General features: G+C 53.4%; 9 protein-coding genes. 2 read left to right on the forward strand and 7 right to left on the reverse strand.

Features of this window, described 5'->3' with window-relative positions:
- Positions 1 to 756 precede the first annotated feature (756 nt).
- Both J7M22_16730 and J7M22_16735 read right to left on the reverse strand, forming a co-directional pair.
- The gene (locus tag J7M22_16730; protein ID MCD6508249.1) at positions 757 to 2,064 is read right to left on the reverse strand and encodes a sulfatase-like hydrolase/transferase; all 1,308 of its coding nucleotides are present in this window, start codon (positions 2,062 to 2,064) and stop codon (positions 757 to 759) included.
- Positions 2,065 to 2,067: 3 nt separating this feature from the next.
- Positions 2,068 to 3,564 (reverse strand): gluconokinase, encoded by a 1,497-nt coding sequence (locus J7M22_16735; protein ID MCD6508250.1) that lies wholly within the window; start codon positions 3,562 to 3,564, stop codon positions 2,068 to 2,070.
- A 468-nt stretch (positions 3,565 to 4,032) separates the two neighbouring features.
- Here J7M22_16735 and J7M22_16740 point away from each other — a divergent pair, with 468 nt between their 5' ends.
- Together J7M22_16740 and J7M22_16745 are read left to right on the forward strand one after the other, a co-directional pair.
- Entirely contained in the window at positions 4,033 to 5,895 is a 1,863-nt protein-coding gene (locus J7M22_16740) for a hypothetical protein (protein MCD6508251.1), read from the forward strand.
- A gap of 67 nt (positions 5,896 to 5,962) precedes the next feature.
- Positions 5,963 to 7,990 (forward strand): tetratricopeptide repeat protein, encoded by a 2,028-nt coding sequence (locus J7M22_16745; GenBank protein ID MCD6508252.1) that lies wholly within the window; start codon positions 5,963 to 5,965, stop codon positions 7,988 to 7,990.
- A gap of 24 nt (positions 7,991 to 8,014) precedes the next feature.
- On the opposite strand, the gene mnmA is transcribed toward J7M22_16745, so the two are convergent.
- From mnmA to J7M22_16770, 5 genes are all read right to left on the reverse strand, one after another.
- The gene (gene mnmA / locus J7M22_16750; protein ID MCD6508253.1) at positions 8,015 to 9,094 is read right to left on the reverse strand and encodes a tRNA 2-thiouridine(34) synthase MnmA; all 1,080 of its coding nucleotides are present in this window, start codon (positions 9,092 to 9,094) and stop codon (positions 8,015 to 8,017) included.
- A gap of 272 nt (positions 9,095 to 9,366) precedes the next feature.
- Positions 9,367 to 10,209 (reverse strand): hypothetical protein, encoded by an 843-nt coding sequence (locus tag J7M22_16755; GenBank protein ID MCD6508254.1) that lies wholly within the window; start codon positions 10,207 to 10,209, stop codon positions 9,367 to 9,369.
- Positions 10,191 to 10,901, reverse strand: coding sequence for a hypothetical protein (locus J7M22_16760; GenBank protein MCD6508255.1), 711 nt, complete (start codon positions 10,899 to 10,901; stop codon positions 10,191 to 10,193). Before J7M22_16760 ends, J7M22_16755 begins: the two co-directional genes overlap by 19 nt.
- Positions 10,885 to 11,511 (reverse strand): tetratricopeptide repeat protein, encoded by a 627-nt coding sequence (locus tag J7M22_16765; GenBank protein MCD6508256.1) that lies wholly within the window; start codon positions 11,509 to 11,511, stop codon positions 10,885 to 10,887. Before J7M22_16765 ends, J7M22_16760 begins: the two co-directional genes overlap by 17 nt.
- Entirely contained in the window at positions 11,508 to 14,987 is a 3,480-nt protein-coding gene (locus J7M22_16770) for a T9SS type A sorting domain-containing protein (GenBank protein ID MCD6508257.1), read from the reverse strand. The genes J7M22_16765 and J7M22_16770 overlap by 4 nt, the downstream gene beginning before the upstream one ends.
- Between the last annotated feature and the right edge of the window lie 400 nt (positions 14,988 to 15,387).

The raw sequence follows: 15,387 nt of genomic DNA on the forward strand, positions 1-15,387 counted from the left end.
CAGAGAAGGCAGAAGCAAAAGGCAAATCGGCAAGAAAGGCAAAAGCAACCACAGATGGATTGTGGGAGGGAAGCTCTGCCTCGTGCTGAACAAGTTCGGTCTCATCTGCGGATGGGATTGCAACACCATCACACAAAACCCTCATCAGCAATGAATTCTCAGGGTGTCAATTTCTGATACCCCCAAACCACAAAACCCCTCAAACTCCCATGAATCCTACATCCTCAAGGTGTCAAAAATTGATACCTCACAAATGATAAGTATCGCCCATATCTCCCCTAGGTGTAGTTATGCTGGCAATCAACCTCCCACTCCTTTCACGTTCGAAGGTTAAGGTCGAAAGACGAGAGTCCGGGGTCAAGGGACGAAGGTCAAGGGACAAGAGACAAGGGACGAAAAATAAGACCCTTGACCATTTTTCGACTCTCGACCATCTTAACCTCAACCTAAACCTTAACCTGTTTTTGCATCCTACTACACTCAGCGATAATATGAGCGACAATAAGTATTTAATCCGTCAATGGAACATAGGACACACCAGCTCAGGACACCATGGAGGGGGTTCTCCGTAACCATAATAGGGCGCTTTAGCCGTCTGTCCTGCCTTTTCCACCGCGATAAGAAACCTCTCATTCCTTCCGATGAGGGTATGTTTCATCCTTCTCACCTCAATCCGCAATTTTTCGGTATGAAATATATCACGGTTGAGGGATGATGTCAATGACAGGGAAGCAGGGAAAACCACGTATGAGGCGGTCAAGGAGTTTGGAGCATACCGTTGAGGATCGAACTCAATCGATCCACAACCTCGGGATAAACACCGGCGACGTTCCGGCTTTCGACGGGATCCTCGCAAAGGTCGAACAGCAATATCCCCTCGTCGAACCCCCTGATGAGCTTAAATCGACCGTCGAAGATCATCCTCCATCCCTTCAGACCGGAAAGGACGTAATCGCGTCCCTTATCATCCCTCCCTTCCAGCAGCGGCCTGAGGGAGCGGCTTTCCATATCGTCGGGCGCCTCGACCTCGGCGTAATCCAGGAAGGTCGCCGTCAGATCCAAGATGGTCGTGGGTAGGTCGCATGTCACTCCCTTCCGGATGCCGGGCCCGGCTATGATCAGGGGAACTCCAACTGAGGGCTGATACGGCACCCCCTTACCCCATCGATTGTGATCGCCGAGCATCTCCCCGTGATCGCTTGAGAAGACGATGAGGGTGTCCTCCAATTCGCCCCGTCTCTCCAGCTCGTCCAGATAAACTCCCACCCATCGATCGATGTTCTCCACCATGGCCGAGTAATTCCCACGGATCTTATCATGAACATCGGGCGGAAACTGGGTGTTGCCGAAAGGGGTTGGGAAATGGGCGTTGCTGTACCATCGGACCATGGAGGCGGTGATGTCCCAGGGATCATGGGGGCCTGTGAAGTTGACCTGTAGGAACCAGGGTTTTCCCTTCGGCGTCCGGCTGAGTAGTTCGAGGCCGTTTCGAGCGAGCCAGTTATCGCAATATGCATCATCCGGAAGCGGTGTGGGGAAGGTGGCATCTTTGTGACCCCTTCGCCTGTCGAAATCCTCGATATGCACCTTGCGCAGTCCCCGCTCATCCAGATATCGAAGATAGGGGCCTTTTGGACGCTCACGGCCGCTGTTGACCCCGTCCCATTTCCCCTCATTATCTATCCCGTCGGAAAACCCCCATTCCTCCAGGAGCCGCTTGCCATCCAGTCCCCAATCGAGGGTGGCCTTATGCAGATCGAATTTGCCGCATCCCATCACGTGATAGCCCGCATCGCGCAGGAGTTGATAGAAGGTTCCCTGTGTCAACGGATAATCCACCTGATTGCTCGGCACGCCGCAACGGTCATACTCTCTGCCCGAGGCCAAAGAGGCACGACACGGCGCGCAGAGGGGTGAGGGACAGATTGCCCTTGTGAATTTAACGCCTTCACGTTCCAGACGTTCCAGATTCGGCGTGCGCAGGGGAATACTTGAGTTGCTCCCGATCCAATCGTACCGAAGCTGATCGGGGAAGAAGAAAAGGATGTTCGGTCGTTTCTCCATCGCTCATGCCTCCTTTATCAACTTTTCATAGAGGACCCGTTGGCGCTCGATAGCTGTCCGATAGCGTTCATGTCGTTCAGGGCGTGGGGTGAACCTCCTGCCCAATGCCGGAGGCACGTCACCAGCGTCCTTCACCACGCCAAGGGCCTCCAGAACCAGCAGCGCGGCTCCTCGGCTGGTGGCCTCCATCTCAGCTGAGGCGATCACCGGACGGCCCAGCACGTCACACAGGATCTGTATCCAGGCGGGTGAGCTCAGCATAGCGCCGCCCGAGACGATGACCTCCGCATCGCCTTTCACGACCTCGCCGAGCAAGCGGTAAATAAGTGCGAAGCGGTAGGCCACCGCTTCCAGCCCGGCCTGTAATAGATCCAGAGGGCTGGTATGCCATCCGATGCCCGTGAAGGCCGCTCGCGCATGCCCGGCCCATCCAGGGGCCCGTTCCCCGGCCAAGAATGGCAGCACCGTCAGCCCGTGTCCATCGGCTTCCGCCTCTTTCAGATGACGTTCGATCTCCCCGGCGGGAGGTAATTGCAGAGTTCGTCGCAACCACTGATAGATGTTGCCCGTATTGCTGAGAGCACCTCCTAGAAGGCTTCGGCGTCGATCTACGCGATAACACCATAATCCCCGCGGCACACGCTCTGGCGTGCCTGGGATCACCACCCGCATGGCGCCGCTGGTGCCGGCGTTGATGGCGATCCTGCCGGGCGTAGCACAGCCGCTTCCCAGATTGCTCCCCACCCCGTCACCGGCGGCCAGGAACCATGGAACCTCCTTCAAAGCAGGCCAACGCCGTCCATATTCCGGCTTAAGATCTCGCAGAGCCATGTCAATATCCGATAGTGGTGAGAGCTGCTCTTCCTCTACCGGCAGGATGGACAGCCACTCCCGATCCCACGCCAGCCGTCGCCGATCTAATAGTCCGGTCCAGGAGGCGATGGAATAGCTGCATCTTGTCCGGCCGAAAAGATGAAGATAGATATACTCGCTGATGGACATCCATCTCTCGACGCGTCCGAAAAGATCCGGCTGGGTGCGCTGTAACCACATGAAGCGAGGAGGTAGGTAACTTGGGTGGATCATGCAGCCCGTGCGGTCGTGTACGGCGGCCTCATCCACCTGATCGCGTAGTCTTGCTGCATCCGGCGCCGAGCGGATATCCGCCCAGGTGTAAAGCGGCGTCACGGCGCTGTTATCGGTCACGCCGACCAGAGAAGCGGCTAAACTGCATACTCCTACCCCCGCTATTTCCCCCTTTAATTTACCCGTCTGAGCTAATGTCTGATCCAGACAATCGACGACGGCCGATAGCACCTCGTCCGGGTCCAACTCAGCGCCTCCATCGGGGGTGGTGCGCACCGTATAAGATATACGCGCTCCCACACCTGATATCCTACGTCCCTGAGAATCAAATATCAGCGAGCGCGTCGATGAGGTCCCAATGTCCAAGGTTAAGACCAAAGGCGTTTCAGCATCCTTTGGCGTGACGGACGACATCTCCCCCTCCATAATTTAACGGCGGATGTTATTCGCGAGGTAGTATAAACGAATATCGCCGTGTAGGCAACCCCTGTCGCCACTTGATTTCCTGTTCCCATCCCTATAGAATATATGCCGTTTGCTCATATTATCGCTGAGTGTAGTGGGATGCAAAAACAGGTTAAGGTTTAGGTTGAGGTTAAGATGGTCGAGAGTCGAAAAATGGTCAAGGGTCTAGAGTCAAGGGTCTAGAGTCGAGGGTCTTATTTTTTCGTCCCTTGTCTCTTGTCCCTTGACCCTTGTCCCTTTTTTCGTCCCTTGTCCTTCGATCCTCGTCCCTTGACCTTTCGTGAAAGGGATAGGACGTTGATTGCCACCGTACGGGCGAAAAATCTTTCGCTACCTACATTCAAGGGAAATATGAGCGTCAGTGATAATGAGATGAAGCATCCCCGTTTACGAGCCATTTCGTTAGGGATTTTATGCATGGCGATCCTGGCGGCAGTCACGCCCGTCAGCGATCTTTTGATACAGGGCACATGGATCGCCGCCTGCCATCTGCCTATCGGTGCTGTATTCATGCTCTCCATCTTTCTCCTGCTCCGTCCTTTCACACGACGTCTCCTCAGCAGCGATGATCTCATAACCATCTACGTCCTAATGCTTGTGGGGGCTGGCATACCGTCACTGGGCCTTTCGGCCTATCTGATTCCCATCCTTGCCGCTCCCATCTATTATGCCACGCCCGAAAATGAGTGGTCCTCCCTCTTCTTCCAACATATCCCTTCCTGGCTGGCGATGATGGACGAGCGCTCCGCACGCTTCTTCTATGAGGGTCTTCCGGGCGGAACCGTTGTCCCGTGGAGGATCTGGATCAAACCGCTTGCGATGTGGAGCATATTCGCCCTGGCGATGTTCGCCGTGATGTACTCCCTCTGTGTGATCCTGCGCCGACAGTGGGTGGAGAGGGAGAGGTTGATCTTCCCCCTGGTTCAACTCCCGCTGGAGATGATCGGGACGGAGAACGACTCGACCTTCTTTCGAAATGGGCTGATGTGGATGGGATTCGGTATACCGTTTTTGATTCACGCCTGGAACGGACTGCACTTTCATCTCCCCATCCTACCTGAGATCAGGCTCTTTTACGATCTGGGCCGATACCTGACGGAGAAACCCTGGAACATAATCCGTCCCCTGTGGGCGATCGTCCATTTCAGCGTGATAGGCTTTGTATATCTCCTGCCGACGGATCTCTCTTTCAGCCTCTGGTTTTTCTATTTCGCCTTCCACGCCCAGTCGGTGATCGGAGTGGTGATGGGCAAGCGGATAAGAAACGTGACCGGATATGCGGTCAAGGACTTCGCCGCATATCAGATGGCCGGCGCGCTTGCCACCTTCGTGATATTGGCCCTCTGGCGGGCGAGGGGAAATCTCAGGGCGATTTTCAGAAAGGCGTTTCTGAACGATCCAAAGGTGGACGATTCCCACGAGCCGCTTCCCTTCCGATGGGCGGTTCTGATGCTGATGTTCGGACTGCTGACGATGATAGTCTGGAGCGTGATAGCAGGTGTGAGCTGGGGATGGATAACCGCCGTTTTGGTGATATTCGCCTTCACGTTGATCGGCATGACCAGGATGGTCTCAGAAGGGGGATTGCTGTTCATACAGACCCCCTATCGGCCGTTGGATCTGATTTCGCCTCTGACCGGTACAGCGCGTATACCGCCCGCCTCCCTCACCGTTCTGGCCTTTCAGGAGATGATCTTCATGTTCGATATCCGATCCATGCCGATGCCGAGCATGATGGATTCCTTTAAGCTCACGGAAAGGCCGCTCTTCAACAGACGGAGGTTGTCCCTGTCGATCCTGCTATCCACACTGGTGGCGATGGGGGTTTCATACGTCTCGGTGATGTGGATCTGCTATCGTTATGGAGGGATAAACCTGAGCAGATGGTTCTGCGTGGGAGCGCCTCAGCTGCCGTTCCGCCGGCTGAGCGCGATGCTCATCAATCCCGAGGAGCCTAACGGCGCGTATGTGGCCTATATGGGAATTGGAGCGGCTGTGATGTTGGGTCTTTCGATCATGCGTCAGAGGTTTTTGTGGTGGCCCTTTCATCCCTTGGGTTACGCCATGGGGCCGAGCTGGCCGATGATACAGCTATGGTTTTCCATATTGATCGGCTGGGCGGCGAAATCCGTTATCATGCGCTATGGCGGCATTCGAAGCTACCGCACATATAGACCGCTCTTTTTGGGAATGGTGTTGGGGGAGTTCATCTCGGGCGGTGTGTGGCTGATCATAGATTTCCTCGCCGGCAAGGAAGGCCACAGGATATTTCTCTTCTGACTTGACCGGAGAGGTCTCAGGTGTTATATTCTTATGTGGAGATTAAAGCGTTAGGGAGGAGATATAGATGAGGATAAGAGGTTTCGGGAGGTTCTTCTGGGTTTTCACCTCAGTTCTCGCCGTAGCGATTATAGCCGGTTGCGCCGCCCAGTCGCAGCTCAAAAGGGCGGATAACCTCGTTGAGATGGGTAGATATGATGATGCTATTAAGCTCTACCAGCAGATAATCAAGACCAATCCCAAATCGGATGATGCCCGAAAGGCCAAGTTGGAGATCGGTGATATCTACTTCAAGAGGATGAAGAAGATCGAAGAAGGGCTGAAGATCTATCGGGAGTTAGCACAGGAGTATCCGGGAACTGAGGAGGGAAGCGAAGCGCTGTGGAACGTCGCGGGATACTACTATAAGCAGGGAGATTACGATAAAGCGGTGGAGAATTTCAGAAAGATAGTCAAGAACTTCTCCAAGACCAAGAGGGCAGGTAACGCCCAATATATGATCGCGAAATGCTATGAGCAGAAGGCGAAAAAGCTGGAGAAGGCCGGTGCGAACACGGATGAGATCGAAGCTGCATACTCAAAGGCGGCAGAGGAGTACGGTAAATTGCCCCAGCTATTCCCAAATCATCCCCAAATCCCCCAGGCACTGAGGAACAGGGGGAACATTCTGGAGAGGCTAAACCGCACCGATGAGGCGGTCGAGGCCTACAAACAGCTCGTGCAGAACTATAAGGGAAGCCCTGAGACGAAAGCGGTGCTCGATGAGGTGGCGCAAAAGCTGAAACAGATGGGGGTGCAGGTGGACCTCGCTGAGAGGAAAAAGCTCTCCTCCGAAAGAAGCTTACGGCAGGCGATGGAGGAGAGACGGAAGAAACTGCGACAGCAGAGATTGCTGCGCGACGTCCCTCCGGATCAGCGGGACATAATCCTGGGCAAGAAAACCGGAGCGGGATCCAAAACGGGTGGCACGCAAGGTCAAGGCCCCGTTTTCCACTCCAGTTTCGGCGTCGATCCGGATGAATTGATGAACCAGGTGGGATTCTCCATAGACAGCCAAGGGACGCTATATGACGCCATGTTCATGTTCGCCAACATGTATTATAACGAGGGCAGATTCAAGGAGGCGGGCGCGCTTTACGAGCGATCGATCAGCCTGGGTGAGAAAAACCCGCAGGCCTTTGTCAGATTGGCCATGTGCTACAAGCACGAAGGCATGGAGGATAAGGCGAGGGAGATGCTCACCAAGGCCGCGAGGAGAGACCTGAAGGTCGTCGACGTTATGATCCTCACAGGGCAGCGCAGATATGAAAACGAGGAATACGATAAGGCGCTGGATATCTTCAACTTCCTGATCGGGCTGTCCAAGGCGAAAGATCCTGACGTCTACTACAACATCGGCCTGACCTACAGGAAGATGAAGCAGGACGATAAGGCTGTGGAGGCGTTTGAGAAGGCGGTGGCGCAGAGGCCGAATTTCAAGGATGCCCTTCAACATCTGGCGGAGCTCTACTACTACAAGATAGGCGATAGGGAGCTAGGGCTGGCCTTCAGCGATGCCGCCGGCGATAAGTCCTATGCCTATAAACCGCAGAAGGCGCTGGGCGATCTCTGTTTTAAATATGGAAGCTACAATTGGGCGAGGGTGAAGTATAAAACCGCCGCCAGATTGGCTCCGTCGCCTGAGCAGAAACTGGTGATGGAGGTGATGGCCGCCGTCGCCGCCGCCAGAAGGGGCGATCTGCAGACAGCACAGAAGGAGATAAACGATCTAGCCGGACAAAACCCGGATGCTGCCGCCATCCATTATGGCAAAGGCGAGATAGCCATGGCGCAGAACGACCTTCAAACAGCGGCCGCCGAGTTTAAAAAGGCACTTGAGATCGATCCGGCCCTCTCCTACGCCGCCGCCGCGCTCGGAGATCTGTACATCAAACAGGGTCAGAAGGACGAAGCGGTTAAACTTTGGAACTCCTTCCTCCAGAAAAACCCGAAGGCTAGGTTGATCAAATGGAAGCTGAAGAAACTCAGCGAGGAGAAACCGGAAACCGGGAAAACAGAGGCCAAGACCCAAACCGAATCGGAAACCACCAAATAGGGCGGATCTCAAATCCGCCCTTTATCAATCTATCCATCCTCCCCCCACGAGAACATCCCCGTCATAGAAAACAGCGGCCTGCCCGGGCGTAACGGCTCCGTGGGGCTGTTCATAGATCACCTTCGCCCTGTCCTCCTCGATCTGCTCCACTAAACCGGGTCTACCCGGGTCTTTATACCTCACCTTTATGCTTACCCTTATAGGTCGATCGATTTTATCAATGCTTATCAGATTTAATCCCGAGACGGTGAACTCTCTCACCATCAGCTCCTCTCTCGTTCCGATTATCAGGGCGTTGCGGTCGGGATCTATCCTCACCACATACATCGGCCTTCCGAGGGAGATGCCGAGCCCTTTACGCTGGCCGACGGTGAAGAACTGAATTCCCGGATGCCTCCCCACCACTTTCCCATCGACGGTGATTATCGGGCCGGGTTTGATCTCATCCGGCATGCGCTCTTTGAGGAATCTGACGTAGTCGTTATCCGATATGAAGCACAGATCCTGGCTTTCCGGCTTGGAAGCTGTCTTCAACCCTAATCTGTCGGCGATCCGCCTGACCTCAGATTTCCTCATGTTCCCCAGGGGGAGGATGATATGTTTTAGCTGATCCTGCTTCAGCGAGAACAGGGCGTAAGACTGATCCTTATCCGGATCGATTCCCCTCTTCAGGATGAACCTCCCGGAGGAGCGATCGAACTCCACGCGGGCGTAATGGCCTGTGGCGACGTAATCTATACCCAATCCCCTCGCCATCTGAAGAAGCCTGCCGAACTTTAACCTCTCGTTGCATATGACGCAGGGATTAGGTGTCCTGCCGCGAGAGTATTCCCTGCAGAAGTAATCGATGATCTCCCTGGAGAAGATCTCCTCGAAGTTGAGGACATAGAAGGGAATACCAAGCTGTGAGGCGACCCTTCGAGCATTCTCCACCCCATCAAGCGAGCAACAGGTCGGGTGTGTTGATTCGGACGGTCCGGCCGAATCGTGATATCCCAGACGCATGGTGACACCCACGACCTGATATCCCTGTTCCTTCAAAACGGCCGCGGCGACGGAGCTATCGACCCCGCCGCTCATGGCGACCATCACCCGCTTTGCCATCCGGCGATCCCCCTTACAGCGATCGAAACCTCTCGACGGTCCATATCGGCTTGATAGAAACCACAAGAGACGAGAGTCGAGAGACAAGGGTCAAAAGATAAGAAAGACTCTTGACTCTGGACTCTCGACCCTCGACTAAAGTGTTACCTTAATTTCCCAGCGGAATGAGAACCGTCCCGGAACAAGTTTATCCTCTTGATCACTAGCAGCAATCTACAGTTCATTTTAGCGGATTCAGGAGGGAGAATCAAGGATGGGATATCGATCCGCCTCTAATACTGATAAACCTTCACCTTATCTCCGACGAACAGTTTATCCTTGTGCTGCGGGGTTAGCAGTTGGACCTCAGTTGTGTATTTGTAGACCTGTATGACCTTGATCTTAGCCAGGATAAACCTCTCATCGGGGTTATCCGGTATCTCCTTCATCATAACCAACTCCGCGTTCGGGAGAGCACCTTCGAATATGTTGAGTAGGAGCTTATCGCCCGATATGTTGAGGATATGTATTTCATCCAATCTCTTTTCCTTCTCCTCAGGCGGCATGAGGAGATCGTTTTCAAGTATAGGCCTATCGTATGAGGTTATAACGCATCTGGCTGAGAAAGTTCGTATGGTGACAGCGGCGACCTCCACCTCCCCCACCCTCTCCAGCCAGCTTATCCTGCGTTTGGTGACGGGGTGGATCACGTTCATCCGTCTGAAAACCCATAGTTTTGTCCCCGGCTTGATCCATTTGACACCGTCCGAGGTCAGATCGGCGTAAAGATAGCTTTGCGTCCGCGAGACGCTTCTGACGAGATTGCGCGTCCGCTGTCTGAGGATGTCTCCGACCTGTATCGGTCTGAGTGAGTTTATAACTCTTCCCATCGAGAATCTATCCTGGACCTCCTCCACTAAGATCCCAGCCGCCCTGACTTCTCTCTCATACTCCTCACCCGTTTGGGGATTCTTCATCCTCTCCGTCTGATAGACGTCCATTACCTCTCCAGGTAGTATCCCTGCTTCCCGTCCTCTATCTATCGTCACCGATTGATCCTTTATGGCGGCTATCCGGCCATCGATCTGGGCTGATGAGATAAGGATCGACAAAATTGCTATCGCGCTCCAAACCATCTTACACCCCCTATCTTCACGATCACTCCCATATCGTCTTCACCTTCAGTGGCTATCAACGCCGATATCTTGGAATTAGACGGTCCCATCTGGTGTCTCAGCAGATATCCCACGACGATCGCTCCTGCCAGGATCGCTGAAACCCTCGCCTTTGTTATCTCCCTGTTATAAGCGTTTCTATATCGAGATATATCCTCCGGATCTCTGGCTGAGGCGTATCTATCGTATTGGACGCTCGCCGAGTGATTGAAGTAGAGGGCAGCGACGGTGAGAAACAATCCGCCTCCGTAAGCCCACCACCGAGTTGAGCTTGAGGCGCGGGAGGTCCTTCCTCTGACCTCCTCCTTCGGTTTTGCCTGTGGGATGGCTATCGCCGCTTCACGTATCGGAGTTACCTCAGCCATATCACCGATCTGTATTCTCTCGCCCCTGGCTTTGCTGATGACCTTAAGCCTGGAGGCATAATCATAGGTTTCCTCGACTTCACATCGTGCTACGCTAACCCTCAAGCCGCTGACCATTCGATAGATCTCGAATCTCATGCCTTTCCTCACCCCGTCCATATATCCCATATCCACATACACCCTATCGCCGTCTATCAGTATCACATATCTCTTATTTTCCTGAGCATATGTGGCAAGGGCAAGGAACAGGGCGATTAAAATCAGAATAAGCTTAGTTGCCCCTTTCACCTTCCATCTCCTCCCTCAATCTCGTGAGTTCCTCCATGAATTTCTCCGGGAACCCATCATCTGAAGGGTCAAGCTTTAAATCGGAATCCAGATTTTCAAGTGCCGAAACGGCTTCGGAATATCGTCCTAGGTAAAATCTGGATTCAGCAAGTATCAGGTACCCTCTCTCGAGCGGTTTATCGGCGAATATGAGTTTTGGTTTACCCTCAGAGAACATGGAGATTAGCTTCTCAGCGTTCGATTCCGCCCTCTCATAGTCCCCTACCGCCAATGCAGCCGCCGCCAATCCTAGAAGGGCGTCAGGTAAATCATTCTGGTTCTGAAGGGCGAGGCTGAACTCTGCAATGGCGATGATCGGATCACCTGATAACAGATTGCTCCATCCTATTCCGGCATGTCCCAGGGCAAAGGTGGGATCGATCTCCACGCTCTTCTGGAACCCCCCCAATGCCCCTTTGAAATCCCCCGAGTTGAATCTGTCTAGGCCATAGGCGAAGTATGCCTCCCCGGGCGATCCAGCTTCAGGATCAAACGGATTATTAAGCTCTTTTCCGCATGAGGAAACCATCAGAACAACCATGACGATCAAAGCCCATCTCATATCTTTCATCGTCTCACCGCCAATTTACGCGAGATAACTTTTCCGATCCCATCAAGCGTCAGGATATAAACCCCATTCGCCACCTTCTCGCCGGAGCGGTCTCTGAGGTCCCAAACTGCCTCATGACCGTTCTCCGTCGTGTTAAACCTCTCGCTCTCCAGCGAGGCGATGAGCTTACCCGAGAGGGTGAACACCTTCACGCTGAATCTGTATGCGGCGAATCCGGGCACGACGGCTATGATCTTCACCGAATCGCCGCTCACCGGATTAGGAAAGACATCGAGCGAAGGGATGATCTTCCCCCCTGAGGAGCTATCGCCTCGGACGGATATGAGTTTGTCGAGATCGATCTCCACCTCATCCGTCTTGATGTTTCCGTTGACATCCTTCGCTGAGACACTGATCTTCACCCGCCCTGAAGCCTTTTGAGGAAGGATGAGCACCCCGCTCCATATCCTATCGGAGATCCGTTCCATCTTCACTTTTATCCCATCCTCAAGATTGGGCTCAACGGAAGGGGAGGAGATGAGGTTATTCGAAGGGATAACCGTTATGCGCAGCAGGTTCGGATTGACCGGATTAGGCGTGACGAACACTTTGAGAGATAGGGGTTGGCTGTTATTTCCTGAACTTCCTCCCGTAACGTTCACCTTCATCTCCGCTGAAGCGGTATTCCCATCCGGATCGACCGCTTCGATCGTCAGGTTCTCCCCCCCACTCCAATCACTGGGCGCCGTTAGGGTTAAGATGCCCGTCTCGTTGAGATTCACGTATACCTTGCTATTCCCCTTTACGGAGAGCTTAAGGGAATCGAAGGGCGTATCTTCATCCGAGATATATTTCCTCAGGTCGATCTCCATCGATTCGCCCTGTTTCAAGTTCACCTCCGGAAGCTGTGATATCTTTGGGGGTAAGGCGGCGTTCGGATCGTATACCCTGACCTTAACCTTAGCCTCAGCGCTGTTCCCATCCGGATCGGTTGCGACGAAGGTTATAATCTCCTCGCCGGTCCAATCGGGATTTAGAGGCGATATGGTAACGATATGGGTATCGGGATTCACGTCCACTTTGAGCATCTTCGCCCCTTTTACCTGCCAGCTTATGAGCTCCGGGAGGCCGTCCGGATCGGTCACATGCTCGTCCAGATCTATCGATGAGTCGGAGCCTCCTTTGGGGATGGATATATCGGAAAATCCGCTCAGTATAGGAGGTTTTCCGACCTGTTTCGGGGAGATCGTAACGGATAACTCCGTCTCATCCGAGTTGCCGTCGGGATCTGTTGCGGTGAAGGTGATATTCTCCGTGCCAGTTACTCCTTCAGGCGCATGTATCATCACTTTATGGTTGTTCGAATCGATGACCACGATCAGATTTTTATACCCCGACGCCCTCCAGGATATCTCATCCAAGGGGGTGTCAGGATCGGAGACGTAATCGTCCAGATCCAACGATACGTCTGTCTGGCCCTCAACGAGCGATAACGGCGGTATCGGTTTGACGACGGGCGGGGTGATAACCCTAACCTTCAGCGTCTTGCTTGAGGAGTTGCCATCCCCATCGGTGGCCACGAGTTTGATCTCCTCCGTGCCGAACCAATTCGATGAGGCGGTGAGGGTCAGGAGGTGGTCCTCGCCTATCGATACGACCAGATGGGACGGATCATACCCTTCCGCATGCCACTTGATCTTCTGTGGCGGTGTCTGATCGTCGGAGACGTAATCATCCAGATCGAAGGCCACGAGCACATCCCCCTGCTTCAGCTTCTGCTCCGGGAGATCAGATATCGTCGGGGGTTTAGGCCGATAGGCGGTGACGGTGATGGTCTTTTCGGCCGAGTTTCCATCCGGATCGGTGGCGGTAAAGGTGATCCGTTCCGACGCCTCCTTCGTAGCTGTAAAGCGTGCGACGTTCTGAGGTGTGATCTCGACCGTTATGATGCTGTTGCCGTGAAACGACCATCTTATCTTATCCGAGGAGGTATCCATATCGGAGACATACTTGTTCAGATCCAGTTCTGCATGTCCCACCTTGAGGCTGAAGCTCACATCGGGCATATCGGATAGAACCGGCGGCAGGCTGTTGGGTATGATTTCGACCGTGCAATCATCCGAGGCGGAATGTCCCTCCGGATCGGTTGCCCTGAATGTCACTTTCTCCTTGCCAACCCACCCGTTCAACGATGAAAAGGTGACCTCATGGGTGATCGGGTCTATGTTCACCAGCACGTTGACGTTTCCCACACAACTCCACTCTATCTTATCCGGAGGCGTATCGCTATCGACGACATAATCGTCCAGGTCTATCCTCACGCTCATATATGACCCGTCGCTTTTGGCTATCACGTCCGGGATATCAAGCACCCTGGGGAAAGTGTCAGGAAGGATGGTGATCGTGCAGGAGTCGGAGGCCGAATATCCATCCGCATCCGTGGCTGTGAAGGTCAAGGTCTCCTGCCCCGTCCATCCGTCATTCGGCGAGATATACGCCTTGTTATCGGGTGTGATGTTTACCACGACGTTCCCCGCACCTGAGAAGCTCCATTTTATCCCCTTGAGATCGGGATCATCGTAGTCCACGACGTATCGATTCAGGTTTATATATCTCCTCTCACCGATTATAAAGGTGATATCCGGGATATCCTTGATCCTCGGTGGTGATTTGACCGTGACGGAGGCACTCGTGCTCGCCCTGTTCCCCTGAGGATCTATCGCCGTAAAGGTGATCTCCTCGACGCCGAACCATTTATCCTCGCATGATAGAGAGGCCAGATGTTTATCCAAGTCCAAATCAACCTTAACGTGTTTGTTACCCGACACCTCCCATTTCAACCCTGGCGGAGGGGAATCCGGATCGATCATGAAATCGGCGAGGGATATCTGGTAGATCTTCCCGTCGTTCGTTATCGTCAGGTCACCTATCTGTTTGAGAAGGAGTCCCCTCACCGTTATCGTCAGCTTATTCATCCCCAGAAATGGGGCGGTTTTCATCTCCCCGTTTTGATCCAGAAAAGTGAAACGTGAATCCATATGTCGGGCTGCATCCGTCTCGAGCCTTATCACCGTCGATCCCACCGGCCTCAGAGCTTTAAGGTGGATTACGCCGATCACCCCTTCGCCTGAGAAGCTCTTATCCTTCATCAGGGTGGCCATCGAGAAATCTATCACGTCATCCTTGATCTCATTGCTGAAGATCATCCAGTTCAAAAGTGATGTCGCCTCAACCGGCTGGAGGCCAGGGGTTTTCGGATCGGCGTCTTCCACCTCGATAAAGCTCGGATCATAGGATATGAAGAGGGATATACCTGTGAGCTTTGCCCCACCGGCGGATAGTTTCAATTGCACTTCCACCCTATCGCCGACGCTCAGGCTGAGGCTGTTAGAGCCCGTCGTCTTTTCCAAAAAGGTGATCGATGCAGCCCAACCCCACCCGGCTGAGAGGATCAGGATCGATATCAGATATATCCTTCCGAGACATTTCACACCCATTGTAACTACGACATAGAGCAAATATTATGCCATTGATCGCAGACAATATTCGGCGGGTAGAATTACATCCTCCCCCCATCAAATGGGAAATTTTTTCCATCTGGGCTGCCGTTTATTTCTAGAATCGAGGGTATTTCACCTGAGAAGCTATGGAGGCTAAGCATCCTTTCGGGACTGGTTCACCCCCAGTTTGAGAGAGGGATGAAGAAAGCAACCATAGAGCGGGAAACAGACAAAAGAGGGAGATCAAAATCCTGAGAAACTCTTGACTGACAAAGAGGAACGCTCTTATTTCCCTTGAGTGTAGTATCTATGGCTAATTGTCCGCCGTCCACCGTCCGCGGTCCGCAGCGGAATAACGGCGGACGGCGGACTGCCGACTGCGGACGGTAGCTTTAAA

It is taken from the genome of Candidatus Poribacteria bacterium, assembly GCA_021162805.1.
Lineage (GTDB): Bacteria > Poribacteria > WGA-4E > B28-G17 > B28-G17 > JAGGXZ01.